The organism is Mesorhizobium sophorae (assembly GCF_002270415.1).
GTDB lineage: Bacteria > Pseudomonadota > Alphaproteobacteria > Rhizobiales > Rhizobiaceae > Mesorhizobium > Mesorhizobium sophorae.
In genome coordinates this window covers 53,754-67,767 of record NZ_NNRI01000012.1, presented here as the reverse complement: position 1 = coordinate 67,767, position 14,014 = coordinate 53,754, and the positions used below count along the sequence as shown (strand labels likewise).

General features: G+C 64.1%; 5 protein-coding genes. 4 read left to right on the top strand and 1 reads right to left on the bottom strand.

Going from position 1 to position 14,014, the window contains the following annotated elements:
• Window positions 1-18 precede the first annotated feature (18 nt).
• The 3 genes from CGZ66_RS17545 (at window position 19) to CGZ66_RS17535 (ending at window position 11,814) form a co-directional block, all read left to right on the top strand.
• The gene (locus tag CGZ66_RS17545; RefSeq protein WP_095085830.1) at window positions 19-8,601 is read left to right on the top strand and encodes a glycoside hydrolase family 94 protein; all 8,583 of its coding nucleotides are present in this window, start codon (window positions 19-21) and stop codon (window positions 8,599-8,601) included.
• A 514-nt stretch (window positions 8,602-9,115) separates the two neighbouring features.
• Complete coding sequence (locus tag CGZ66_RS17540; protein ID WP_095085827.1) at window positions 9,116-10,897, top strand: glucan ABC transporter ATP-binding protein/ permease; 1,782 nt, start codon at window positions 9,116-9,118, stop codon at window positions 10,895-10,897.
• 152 nt (window positions 10,898-11,049) lie between these two features.
• On the top strand, window positions 11,050-11,814 hold the full coding sequence (locus CGZ66_RS17535) for a heme ABC transporter permease (RefSeq protein WP_095085824.1): 765 nt from the start codon (window positions 11,050-11,052) through the stop codon (window positions 11,812-11,814).
• Between the two features lie 262 nt (window positions 11,815-12,076).
• Here CGZ66_RS17535 and CGZ66_RS17525 read toward each other — a convergent pair whose 3' ends face one another.
• Window positions 12,077-13,135, bottom strand: a complete 1,059-nt coding sequence (locus CGZ66_RS17525; RefSeq protein WP_095085822.1) for a D-TA family PLP-dependent enzyme — start codon at window positions 13,133-13,135, stop codon at window positions 12,077-12,079.
• Window positions 13,136-13,325: 190 nt separating this feature from the next.
• Here CGZ66_RS17525 and CGZ66_RS17520 point away from each other — a divergent pair, with 190 nt between their 5' ends.
• Complete coding sequence (locus tag CGZ66_RS17520) at window positions 13,326-14,012, top strand: D-lyxose/D-mannose family sugar isomerase (protein ID WP_095086666.1); 687 nt, start codon at window positions 13,326-13,328, stop codon at window positions 14,010-14,012.
• Window positions 14,013-14,014: the final 2 nt, after the last annotated feature.

Below are 14,014 nucleotides of genomic sequence, written 5' to 3'. Positions count from 1 at the left end.
CCGCATACGGAATTTTCAATGAATATTCAGACGACCCCTGCCCAGATCGAGAAGACGAGCGCGAGCTTCCCAGCGATCACGGAAGAGCCGATCCGATCCAATTTCCTGCCCGAAGAGCGTCTTCGCCTGCTTGGCGAAAGCCTGGCAAAAGGCGATCTCACCGATCTATTCGGCCTGACGTCGTTCGACTTTCAGGCTCGCATCCGCGACAGCGCCAAGAAGATCTTGGAAGTCTACCGCTCGACTAATGCCGCGCAGGCGAGGGGCGAGACGATCACGCCGGCGGCGCAGTGGCTGCTCGACAACAATTACCTGGTCGAAGAAACCATTTTCCAGGTCAAGCGCGATCTGCCGCGCCGCTTCTACCGGCAGCTGCCCAGCCTGAAACTGCCCGAGGGCGGCAGCGTGCCGCGCGCGCTGGCGTTGGCCTGGACCTATGTGGCGCATTCGGACAGTTCCGTCTCGGCGACGATGTTCAAGTCCATCGTCCAGGGCTTCCAGTCGCTCGAGCCGCTGAAGATCGGCGAACTCTGGGCGCTGCCGTCGCTTCTGCGCTTCGTCCTGATCGAAAATCTCCGCCGGCTGGCGGTCAGGGTCAACCGCACCCGCCAGATGCGCCAGATCGCCAACGATGTCGCCGACAAGGTTCTGTCGACCGACGACAGCCCGGACCGGCAGGCGATCCTGTCCAAATTCAGCGCTCATGCGCAGGACACCACCTTCGCCACCCAGCTGCTCTATCGCTTGCGCGATGGATCGCAGAATGCCGGCAAGGCCCTGGAATGGCTCGAAGGCGAGCTCGAAAAGACCGGCTCCGACGCCGAGGAAATCATCATTTCCGAACATCACACGCTGTCCAGCGGCAATGTGACGACCGGAAACATCATCCGTGGCCTGCGCCTTATCAACGACGTCGACTGGACGGTGTGGTTCGAAGGCGTCAGCCGCATCGATACCGTGCTGCGCGAGCGCACCGATTTCGCCGCGCTCGACTTCTTCTCGCGTGACCAGTACCGGACCGCGATCGAGGAACTGGCGCGCCGCTCCGACCTTTCGGAATATCGCGTCGCCGAGAAGGCCATCGAACTAGCCGATCACGCCGCCACCGAGACCCTATCGGGCGATGATGAAGGCGCGGCCACCCAAGTTGCATCCGCCCACACCGATGTCGGTTTCTTCCTCGTCGGTCCGCGCCGGCTGGAACTGGAGAAGGCGATCGGCTATCGGCCGACCATCAGCCAGACGGTCAAGCGCACCTTCCGCAAGACCGGATGGCTTGGCATCGTCGTACCGGTATTTGCGCTGACGGCCCTGCTTCTCGTCCTCACCGGCAACGCGCTGGCCAATCTCGGCCTGTCGGTGCCGTCGATCGTCGTGATGCTGGCGCTGTTTGCCGTACCGGCCAGCGAGGGCGCACTCGCCTTCTTCAACACCGTCGTATCGCTGTTCCTGAAACCGACGCGCCTCGTTGGCTATGATTACAGGCACGGCGTGCCGCCTGAGGCGCGCACCCTGGTGGTGGTGCCGTCGCTGATCGGTTCACGCGACGATGTCGAGGAAAACATCCGCAACATCGAGGTGCATCATCTCGCCAACACGGCGGATGAAATCTATTTCGCGCTGCTTTCGGACTGGCCCGACAGCAAGACGGAAATCGATGCGGCCGATACCGAAATCCTCGAATTCGCCCGCGCCGAGATCGCTCGTCTCAACGCCCGCTATCCCTCCGAAGGCGCGCCGCGTTTCTACATCCTGCACCGGCGCCGGCTCTTCAATGCGGCGCAGGGCTCCTGGATGGGTTGGGAACGCAAGCGCGGCAAGCTGCATGAGCTCGACCTTCTGCTGCGCGGCGACAGCGACACCACATTCCTGCCGCTCGACGTGCCGCTGCCCGAGAACGTCGTCCATGTGATGACGCTCGATGCCGACACGCGCACCACCCGTGACGCGGTCGCGACCCTGGTCGGCAAGCTCTGCCATCCGCTCAATCGTCCGCATTTCGATGCTACCAGGCGTGTTGTCACGGCCGGCTACGCGATTCTGCAGCCGCGCATCACCGCGTCGCTGACCAGCGGCGACGATGCATCGTTTTTCCAGCGGGTGTTCTCGGCCAATCGCGGCCTCGACCCTTATGTTTTTGCCGTCTCCGATCTCTATCAGGACGTCTTCGGCGACGGGTCCTTCACCGGCAAGGGCCTTTATCACGTCGATGCTTTCGAGGCAGCACTACAGGGCCGCATCGAGGAAAACACCATCCTCAGCCACGATCTGCTGGAAGGCGCGCTGGCGCATTCGGCGCTGGTCACCGACGTCGAACTGGTCGAGGACTATCCGACCCGTTACTCGGTCGACGCCTCGCGCCACCATCGCTGGGCACGCGGCGACTGGCAGCTTCTCGGCTTCATGCTCGATCCGCGCTCCGGCGTGCCGGCTCTGTCGCGCTGGAAGATGGTCGACAATCTGCGCCGCTCGCTGACGCCGATCTTCTGGGTCATGGCCGCGATCGCCGGCTGGACGCTGCTGCCCTTCACGCAGGCCGCGCAATGGCAGGCCCTGCTGATCCTCAGCCTGTTCATGGCGCCGACATTCGACATCGTCAACGCCATCCTGCCAAAGAGCGGCGACCAGACGCCGCGCGGCCATTTCTCGGCCCTGGCACGCGACGTCGCCTTCGGCACCGCCATGGTGGCGCTGAAGATCGTGCTGATGGCGCATAACGCCTGGATGATGGGCGACGCCATCATCCGCACGCTCTACCGGCTGTTCGTCAGCCGCCAGAACCTCCTGGAATGGCGCACCGCCTCGCAGGCGCACAAGGCGGGCGACAACGATGTCGGCTCCTACTACGGCATGATGTATGGCGCCGTGATCATCGGCTTCGTCGGCCTCGCCATCCCGGTGCTGGCCGATTCCACCGGCGCCTTCGTCGCCTTCTTCTTCGCCCTGTTCTGGATCGCGTCGCCGGCCATCTCCAGCTGGATCAGCCGTTCGGCCGAAACCGAGGATCGCTTGCGCATATCGCAAGCCGATATCCACGCGCTGCGTACGGTGGCGCGGCGCACCTGGCATTATTTCGAAAGCTTCGTGACGGCCGAGCACCACAATCTGCCGCCGGACAATTTCCAGGAAAGCCCGGCGCCGGTCGTGGCGCCGCGCACCTCGCCAACCAATATCGGCGTCTACTTGCTGTCCGTCGTCTCTGCCCGCGACTTCGGCTGGATCAGCCTGTCCGACGCCATCACCCGCATCGATGCCACCATGACGACGATCGAGGGCATGCCGCGCGACCGTGGCCACCTCTTCAACTGGTATGACACGACGACGCTGAAGCCGCTCTATCCGCTCTACATCTCGGTTGTCGACAGCGGCAATCTGGCCGGTCATCTGGTGGCGGTGGCGGCGGCATGCGCCGAATGGGCGGAAGCGCCCTCGGTCCATCTCCAGGGCGATTTCGAAGGCATTCTCGACACGGTGACCATCCTCAGCGAGAGCCTCGACGAACTGCCCGACGACCGCCGCCAGCTGCGACCCCTGCGCCAGCGCCTCGTCGACCGTCTCGACGGCATGCGGCGCGCGGTCGACACCATCAAGGCGCAGCCGGAAATGGCGTCGATCCGCACCATCAATCTGGCCGTGCTGGCCGGCGAGATCCGCAAGCTCGCGACCGCCATCCACACCGAGGCGGCGTCGGCCCAGAGCGACGTCATCGTCGACTGGGCGGCCAGGCTCGAGGCCACCTGCGAGGCGCATGTCCATGACGCGCACAGCGACGACAATGCCGTCGAGGCGCTGCGCGCCAAGCTGCTCACCTTGCGCGAGCGCACGCGGCGCTTCGCCTTCGAGATGGATTTTTCCTTCCTGATGCGGCCCGAACGCAAGCTGCTGTCGATCGGCTACCGTGTCGAGGAGCACCAGCTCGATGAAAGCTGCTACGACCTTATGGCTTCCGAGGCGCGGCTGACCAGCCTGTTCGCCATCGCCAAGGGCGACCTGCCGACCGAGCACTGGTTCCGGCTTGGCCGGCCGATCGTCGAGATCGGTTTCAAGGGCGCGCTGATGTCCTGGTCCGGCTCGATGTTCGAATACCTGATGCCGCCTCTGGTGATGAAGGAGCCGCAAGGCAGCATTCTCAACCAGACCAGCAAGCTGATCATCAAGCGGCAAATCCAGTATGGCCGCCAGAAGAACGTGCCGTGGGGCATTTCGGAAGCGGCCTACAACGCCCGCGACCGCGAACTGACTTACCAGTACACCAATTTCGGCGTGCCCGGGCTCGGCCTGAAGCGCGGGCTTGGCCAGAACACGGTGATCGCGCCCTATGCCACCGTGCTCGCGGCACAGTTCAACCCGCGCGAAGCCGTGCAGAATCTCGCCAGGCTGCGGGAGATCGGCGCGCTTGGCCGCCACGGTTACTACGACGCTGTCGACTTCACGCCGCAGCGCGTGCCGGAAGGCACCGATCATGTCGTCGTGCAGAACTACATGGCCCACCATTCGGGCATGTCGATCGTGGCCGTCGCCGACGCCATCTTCGAAGGCCGCATGCGCGATCGCTTCCACAGTGACCCGGTCATCGAATCGGCTGAACTGCTGCTGCAGGAGAGGGCACCGCGCGACATCCCGACCGCGACCGTCAGGACCGAGGCCGACGAGCGCTCCAAGGACGAGACGGAAGTCGAGAGCCCCGACACCCGCATCGTGCTCGATCCGTTGCGGTCGCTGCGGTCGACCAGTGTGATGTCGAACGGCCGCTATTCGGTGATGGTCACCGCGACCGGCTCGGGCTACAGCCGCTGGGGCGATCTCTCCATCACCCGCTGGCAGCCGGATCCAACCGAGGACCGGCTCGGCTCCTACATCTTCCTGCGGGACGCAGGCACCGGCGATTGGTGGTCCGCCACGGCCGAGCCGAAGCGTGCGGCCGAGGAAAAGGCGCAGACCTTGTTCTCCGACGACAAGGCAAGCTTCGTCAAATCGGTGGGCACGTTGCGGTCCGAAGTCGAATGCATCGTCATCTCGGAAGGCAATGGCGAGGGCCGTCGGGTCACGCTCTACAATGACGGGCCGTCCGACCGTCACATTGAAGTCACCTCCTTTGCCGAACTGGTGCTCGGCCTGGAGGCGTCGGACAACGCGCATCCGGCTTTCTCGAAGATGTTCGTGGAAACCGAAATCGCATCGAACAACGCGCAGATCTTTGCGACGCGGCGCAAGCGGGAGACCAGCGAGCCCGATATCGCCATGGTGCATTTCGTCACCGATCCGTCCGGATCGGCGCGCGATGCCGAAGCCGAGACCGACCGGCGCGCCTTCATCGGCCGCGGCCGCACCATCGTCGACGCGGCCGCCTTCGACCCCGGCGCCAGGCTTGGCGGCCATTCGGGTTTCACGCTCGATCCGGTCGCAGCGCTGCGCCGCCAGGTGCGTGTGCCTGCCAACAAGAAGATATCGCTGACCTTCTGGACCGTCGTCGGCGCCAGCCGCGCCGAACTGGAAGAGGCCCTTGCCCGGCTTGACCATCCGGAGAGTTTTGCCCGCCAGGCCATGCTCGCCTGGACGCGAAGCCAGGTGCAGACCCGTCATATGGGCCTCAGCCTGACCGATGCCGCCAATGTGCAGAAACTGGCGCGCTATTTGATCTATCCAGATCCGTTCCTGCGTCTTCCGGCCGAATCCATCGCCACGGGGCTGGGCAAGCAGTCGAGCCTGTGGCCGACCAGCATTTCGGGTGATTTCCCGATCTTCCTGGTCAGGATCGGCGACGTCGCCGATCTCGAAATCGTCGCCCAGGCGCTGCGTTTCCAGGAATACATGCGCACCCGCGGCATGATGATCGACTTCGTCGTCGTCAACGAGCAGGCCTCCTCCTATGTCCAGGACCTGCAGCGGGCCGTCGAGACGCTGTGCGAAAACAGCCGACTGCGCGGCAAGGAACTCGGGCCTCGCCAGCACATTTTCGCGGTGCGCCGCGACCTGATGGACGAGATCACCTACAAGACGCTGCTCGCTGTCGCCCGCGTCGTCCTGCACACGCGCAACGGCACCATCTTCGACCAGATCGAGCGGGCCGAGGCGGCCGCCCTGCAGGCGCGCGACGCCCTGCAGCCGGCAGCATTGGCGGCCGCGCGCGAATTGCCGTCGCCGGTGCCCGTGATGCACGCCTCGCAGGCCGTGGCGGATGTCAGCGCCGATGGAAGCGGCCTCAGCCAATGGAATGGCTTTGGCGGTTTCGACGGCGACGGGCGGCACTATGTCGTTCGTCTGGCTGGCCGTCGCACCACGCCGCAGCCGTGGATCAACGTCGTCTCCAACGCTTCGTTCGGCTTCCACACCTCTGCCGAGGGTGCCGCCTTCACCTGGAGTCGCAACAGCCGCGACTACCAGCTGACGCCGTGGTCGAATGATCCGGTCTCGAACCGGCCGGGCGAGGGCGTCTACATCTACGATCAGGCCAGCGGTAAGGCGTTCTCGCCGCTCGCCGCCGTGGTACGCGACCCCTCGATGACCTACGAGGCCTGGCACGGCCAGGGTTTCTCGACGTTCCGTTCGAGGCGCGGGCCGTTGTCGATGGACCTCACCCATGTCGTCGACCCGATCGACCCGGTGAAGATCTCGCGGCTGCGCATCCAGAATTCGGGCTCGGTGCCGGCGCGGCTGCGTGTCTACGCCTATGCCGAATGGGTGCTCGGCGGGCATCGGTCGCGCACAGCGGCAACCATCGTCCCGTCCCGAGACGCCGCCACTGGTGCGTTGCTGGCGCAAAACCCCTACGGGCTCGATTTCAGCGAGCGAGTGGCTTTCCTTGCCGCCGACGGCGGTGTGCATTCGGTGACCACCGACCGTTCGGAGTTCCTCGGCCGGCATGGCTCCAGCGAACTCCCACAGGCGGTGCTGGGCGGCGCGGCGTTGTCGGGCCGTGTCGAGGCTGGAGACGATCCTTGCGCGGCGATTGCCCGCGACATCGAAATCCCGGCCGGCGGCGACGTGACGCTGCTCTGGCTGCTCGGCGATGCCGAGACCGTCGAGGAGGCCAGCGCCCTGGTGCAGGAGCACCGCGTCAAGGATTTCGACCGGCGGCTGGCCGACAACGAGCGCGAATGGCGCGACTTCCTCGACACCATCCAGGTCGAGACGCCGGACAAGGCGCTCGACGCCATGGTCAACCACTGGCTGCCCTACCAGAGCCTCGCCTGCCGCATCCGCGCCCGCTCCGCCTTCTACCAGGCAAGCGGTGCGTTCGGCTTCCGCGACCAGTTGCAGGACACGCTGGCATTGCTGGCGCATGATCCGCAACTGGCACGCGACCAGATCCTCAATGCGGCGCGGCGGCAGTTCCCCGAAGGCGACGTGCAGCATTGGTGGCTGCCGCGCACCGGGGCTGGCGTGCGCACCATGATTTCCGATGACGTGGTCTGGCTGGCCCACGCCACGGCGCGCTATTTGCTGGTCACCGGCGATGCCACCATCCTGAAGCAGCAACTGCCGTTCATCGATGGACAGGCGCTGGGCGAGGGCGAGCACGATGCCTTCTTCACCCCGGAAATCTTGAAGAAGACGGCGTCGCTCTACGACCATTGCGCGCGGGCGCTCGATCTTGCCATCAAGCGCAGCAGTCCCGCCGGGCTGCCGCTGATCCTCGGCGGCGACTGGAACGACGGCATGAACCGCGTCGGCGAACACGGCAACGGCGAGAGCGTCTGGCTCGGCTGGTTCCTGCTGAAGACCCTGGGCGACTTCGCCGCAATTGCCAAGACCGAAGGCGATGCCAAGCACGCGCAAGCCTGGGCAAAGCATGCCGATGCGCTGAAACGGGCGCTTGAAAGCACGGCATGGGATGGCGAATGGTACCGGCGCGGCAGCTTCGACGACGGCACGCCGCTCGGGTCGCGGTCCTCGCAGGAGTGCAAGATCGACTCGATCGCACAGTCCTGGAGCGTGCTTTCGGGAGAGGGCGATCCGGCCCGGTCGACGACAGCGATGGAGCACGCGACCAAACTGCTCGTCGATGACAAGCTCAAGATCGTCAAGCTGTTCACGCCGCCGTTCTCGAAGACGGACAAGGAACCGGGTTACATCAAGAGCTATCCGCCCGGTGTCCGCGAAAATGGCGGCCAGTACACCCACGCCGCCACGTGGTTCGTCATCGCGCTCGCCGAAATGGGGCGGACCGACGAGGCCTATCGCTGTTTCTCGATGCTGAACCCGGTCAACCATGCGACCGACGAGGCCTCGGCCGAGCACTATCGCGTCGAGCCCTATGTCGTGGCGGCCGACATCTACGCCGGGGACGACAAGGGTGGCCGTGGCGGCTGGACCTGGTACACCGGCTCGGCCGGCTGGCTCTATAGGGCTGCGGTCGAAGGGATCCTCGGCATCGAACGGCGCGGCAAGCGTGTTCAGTTCAAGCCAAAACTCCCCCGCCATTGGGACGGATACTCGGCAACCCTCAAGATGCTGGGGGCGGAACTCAAGGTTCGTGTCGTCCGCGACAATAAGGCCAAGGCGGTTTCGTTGGAGCTGAATGGGGTTAAGACCAAGGTTTCGGCGGTCGAACTGAAGGATGGCGAAGTTACCGACGTCGTCATCAGGATCCCGGCCTGAGGCATTTTGCCCAGAAAGCGTGCTCTCGGGCTCAAGAGCCCGGGGGCGGTTTTCGGGACCACGACAAGGCTAATGGCGCCATGCCACCCTGCGTTGCCATCGCCTTGGGTGAAGGGCATGCCGATGAAAAGAACATAAAATCAAAGGCTTGACGCCAAGCGCATACGCCGCCCAGGCTGGCTGGGCTTGGCATCTCGTCGCCTTTGGCGGGCGCAAGGCCGCATTTGTTTGGCGCTATACTGTGTAGAAGGCGATTTCGGCCTTGGTCATCCGCCAGACATCGTTGTTGATTAAATTTGTGGCAGCACGTGCCAGCTGCCATGATTTCGCCGCATGCCTGACATTTTACCTGTCTTCTCAAACCGTTAGGTGATCACGGCAGATTTCGGAACGTCGCCATCTTTTGTTCGCGAATTTGGAACTGAAGAGGTACACGGCCATTGTTTTGCGACGTATCAACCGATACGAGTCAAATGATGCAGTGCACAATAAACAGCATGGCGGAGTAACTGGGGTGACCCTTCTGCAAATCTACTGGCGAGCGCTCGGTTATCTGGCCGCAGACAGGAAACGCGTCGCGTTGATCTGTTCGGCCAACGTCGCTCTCGCGATCATCGCTATTCTCGAGCCGATCATGTTCGGACGAGTGATCGATGCGATTTCCGAACGCGGTTCGGTGTTTGCCACGCTTGCCCTGTGGGCGGGTCTCGGCGCCTTCAACATCGTGGCCTTCGTCCTGGTGGCGCGCGGTGCCGATCGCTTTGCCCACAAGCGGCGCAGCGAGGTGCTTTGCCAGTCGTTCGAGCGCGTGATCACGATGCCGCTTGCCTGGCATCACCAGCGCGGCACCTCCAATGCTCTGCACACCCTGTTGCGCGCGGTCGAGACGCTGTTCAGCCTGTGGCTTGAATTCATGCGTCAGCACCTGTCGACGGCAGTCGCGCTGTTCCTGCTGATCCCGACCGCGATCAGCATGGACCTGCGCATGTCGATGGTGCTGTTGGCGCTCGGCGTGCTCTATGTCGGCATCGGCCGGCTGGTGATGAAGCGGACCAAGGAAGGTCAGGCTGCGGTTGAGCGCCATTACCACAAGGTTTTCGCGCATGTGACCGACTCGGTCTCCAACGTCGCCGTGCTGCAGAGCTACAACCGCCTCGGCCACGAGGCGGACACGCTGCGCCGCTATGTCAAGAACCTGCTCGACGCGCAGAACCCGGTGCTCGACTGGTGGGCGATGGCCAATGCGCTGCACCGTCTGTCGTCGACGATTTCGATGATGGTCGTGCTGTTGATCGGCGCCTATCTAGTCACCCATGGCCAGCTGCGTATCGGCGACGTCATCGCCTTCACCGGCTTTGCCACGCTGCTGATCGCCAGGCTCGACCAGATGTCGGCTTTCGCCAACCAGATTTCGGAGGCCCGTGCCAAGCTCGAGGACTTCTACCACCTCGAGGATTCCGCGGCCGACGCCGCCGAGCCGGATGGCTTGCGCGATCTCACCAACGTCACCGGCCATGTCCGCTTCGAGAATGTCGGCTTCGAATTCGCCAATTCGGGCCAGGGCATCGACGACGTGTCGTTCGAGGTCCAGGCCGGTCAGACGGTCGCCATCGTCGGCCCGACGGGCGCCGGCAAGACCACGCTCATCAATCTGCTGCAGCGCGTCTTCTCGCCGTCCCATGGCCGTATCCTGGTCGACGGCATCGACACCCGGAGCGTGACCCGCAAGTCGCTGCGTCATTCGATCGCCACCGTGTTTCAGGATGCGGGCCTGCTCAACCGCTCGATCGAGGACAACATCCGCGTCGGCCGGGCTGACGCGACCAATGACGAGGTCCATGCAGCCGCCACCGCGGCTGCCGCGCAGGACTTCATCCTGTCCAAGAGCAATGGCTATGACACGCTGGTTGGCGAACGTGGCGGCCAGCTGTCGGGTGGCGAGCGCCAGCGCATCGCCATTGCCCGCGCTGTGCTGAAGGATGCCCCTATCCTGGTGCTCGACGAGGCGACCAGCGCCCTCGACGTCGAGACAGAGGATCGGGTCAAGGAAGCGATCGACGAATTGCGGCGCGACCGCACCACCTTCATCATCGCCCACCGCCTGACCACCGTTCGCGACGCCGATCTGGTCGTGTTCATGGACAAGGGCAGGGTGGTCGAGATGGGTGGCTTCGCCGAACTGTCGATGCGCAATGGCCGCTTTGCCAGCCTGCTGCGCGCCGGCGGCCTGCTCAACGACGAGGAGGTTCGCCGCCTCAGCCGCACCGTGCAGCAACAGCAGGAAGCCGCCGCCTGATTTCGTTCTTTACCTCCCCCTTGTGGGGAGGTCGGACCGAAGGTCCGGGTGGGCCTCCTCCGCTGCTTCGCTGTGACCTCCATGCAAGGGAGGCAGCCTGCGACACCACCGCTCGATTGCCCCAAGCGCACGAGCGGTCTATGTAGAGCCGCATGAGCGACACGACTTCACGCCTGACCGGCTGGATGGATCTTGCCAACCCGACGCGCTTTGTCGGGCTGGCAGACAGGGTCGTGCCATGGCTGGCGTCCATCGCCGCACTGGTCCTTGCCGTCGGGCTCTATATGAGTTTCGCCGCGCCTGAGGATTTCCAGCAAGGCATTACCGTTCGCATCATGTACATCCACGTGCCTTTCGCCTGGCTCGCCATGATGTGCTACACGCTGATGGCGTTCTCCGCACTTGGCACTCTGGTCTGGCGGCATCCGCTGGCCGATGTGGCGCTGAAATCAGCGGCCCCCATAGGCGCGGTCTTTACGGCGCTGGCGCTGATCACCGGCTCGATCTGGGGCAAGCCGATGTGGGGCACCTGGTGGGTCTGGGATGCGCGGCTGACCTCGGTCTTCGTGCTGTTCCTGATGTATCTCGGCATCATCGCGCTGACCCGCGCGCTCGACGATGCCGGACGCGCCGCCTGGGCCGCCGCCATCATCACCCTGGTCGGCTTCATCAACATCCCGATCATCAAATTCTCGGTCGACTGGTGGAACACGCTGCACCAGCCGGCTTCGGTGTTCAGGCTCGGCGGGCCGACCATCGACCCCAGCCTGCTGTGGCCGCTGTTGGTGATGGCCGTCGGCTTCACGGTGCTGTTCTTCGCGCTGCACCTGATGGCGATGCGCACGGAAATTCGCCGCCGCCGGGTAATTGCCATGCGGCGTGTGGCGGCACGACAGGCTGAGCGGCAGCCAGGCTGATCGGCATCAATCCCGCTTCGTTGAGTTCCTTCCCATCTGGCCTGCCGGCCATCTCCCCCGCAAGGGGGTGTTTGGACCGGGGACATCGGACGTCACTTCTGCTTTCGCCAATAGCCCGCGTTGAAAAAGAGCCGCAGCGGCCGAATTGCCAATCTCCCTCCTTGCGGGGGAGATGGCCGGCAGGCCAGAGGGGGGTGCTGTCCCGCCAGCGCTCAAAAGATTTGCTGTACGCCGCCTGTGTTCGCTCGCGTGGCGGTTCGCCTCATCCCATCCGTCCGCGCGCTGCCACCGGCAGTGTCTCCAGCACCTTGTCGCCGTCGATCAGATTGACCTCGTTGAACAGGTTGGTGACGACGCAGCAATGATCGGGCACGACCCGGACGCGTTCGCCGATGCGCAGCTTGGCATGGTCTGAAATCGTGACGGTGCCGTGCTCCTCGCTCAAGCCGGTCACCCGCACTCCCGAAACACCGAGCAGTTCGCCGAAATCGGCGAGCCCCAGCGTGTCGCTGGACAGTGCCTTGCTGCCGGCATCGAGGATAGCGCGCGTTGCTGTCGGATGGCTGACCACCGTCGACAGCACCGTCAGCGCGCAATCGTCGAGAGTGCCGACGCCTTTGGCGACCTGGTAGCGGTCGAGATAGATGTAGGTGCCGGGGCGATACTCGGTGACGACCGATGCCTCGTTGGAGCGCCACATATCCGGCGTGCCGCCGCTGGAGATGCGGTCACAGGCGAGGCCCGAACCGGCCAAGGCCTGCCTGACGTCGGCAAGCCACGCTTCGGCCTCCGCCGCGCGGCCAGCGGCTGGGTAGGTCATCAGCCCGCCGAAGGCAAGGCCGCCGGCCTTGTCGATCTGTCTTGCCAGCGCAACGGCTTCATCCGCCGTCTGCACGCCGCAGCGGCCCATGCCGGTGTCGAACTCGACCAGCACCGGCAGAGGATGGCCGGCATCGGTGAAGGTGGCCGCCAGCCCCTCGATCGTGTCCAAGCTATCAGCCGTCACCGACAAGGTGACACGGCCATGCAGTGCCAGAAGCCGTTCCAGCTTGGCCCGCCCGAGGATGTTGTAGGGGAGAAAAATATCAGTCAGGCCAGCGTCGGCCATCACCTCTGCCTCGCCGATCTTCTGGCAGGTGATGCCGACGGCGCCGGCCGCGACCTGCTTCTTCGCCCAATAGGGCAATTTGTGCGTCTTGATATGCGGCCTAAGCTTCAGCCCGTTCTTGTCGGCATGGGCCTGGGCGCGGGCAATGTTGGCTTCGGCGCGTGCGGCGTCGATCAGGATCGATGGCGTATCGAGGTCGTGGATGGTCGGCATCGTCTGTCATCCCATGGAAATCCGCAGGGTTTATGACCCCGAAAGCGCATGATGTCACGCGGCCAGCGCAGCTGATCTGTGGTCCATGCGCTTACGCCGCAAGGACGGGCAGGGCGGCAAGATGGATCGACACCGGATCGGCGTTCCGCTATGCGATTTGTCGGAAAAATCGACACGAAGGACCATGATCATGAAACGCTCCGCCATCAACGACATCATCCGCGACGCCGACGCTTTCATCCGCTCGTTCGGCTACATCATGCCGCCCTTCGCCTATTGGTCGCCGCAGGAGGCAAAGGCGCGCCAGGTCGATTCCTCGGCCGTTTTCACCTCACGGCTTGGCTGGGACATCACCGACTATGGGCAGGAGAAGTTTGATGAACTCGGTCTGTTCCTGTTCACGGTTCGCAACGGCCGCTACGAAGACATGAAGAAGGGCATGGGCATGCTCTATGCCGAGAAGATCATGATCTCGCGCAAGGACCAGCTGTCGCCGATGCACCGCCACAACATCAAGGCCGAGGACATCATCAACCGCGGCGGTGGCAAGCTGGTGCTGGAACTGTTCATGCACGATCGCGACGGGGGTATCGATCCCAAGGCCGAGGTGTCGGTGCCTGTCGATGGAACCATCCACAGGCTGCCTGCGGGCGGGCTCCTGAAGCTCGACCCGGGCCAGAGCGTCACGCTGCTGCCCGGCGTCTGGCACGCCTTCTGGGCCGAGGGCAAGGATGTGCTGATCGGCGAGGTGTCGACCGTAAATGACGATCTCACCGACAATGTGTTCCGCGAGCAGATCGGCCGTTTCTCCAACATCGACGAGGACGTCCCCCCGGTGCACCTGCTGGTGTCCGACTATGAGAAGTGGCTGGGGTAGCT

Excerpts from the sequence above, each read along its gene's own strand:
- CGZ66_RS17525 (WP_095085822.1), bottom strand. The coding sequence starts at position 13,135 with ATGCCGACCATCCACGACCTCGATACGCCATCGATCCTGATCGACGCC.
- CGZ66_RS17545 (WP_095085830.1), top strand. The coding sequence starts at position 19 with ATGAATATTCAGACGACCCCTGCCCAGATCGAGAAGACGAGCGCGAGC.
- CGZ66_RS17535 (WP_095085824.1), top strand. The coding sequence starts at position 11,050 with ATGAGCGACACGACTTCACGCCTGACCGGCTGGATGGATCTTGCCAAC.
- CGZ66_RS17520 (WP_095086666.1), top strand. The coding sequence starts at position 13,326 with ATGAAACGCTCCGCCATCAACGACATCATCCGCGACGCCGACGCTTTC.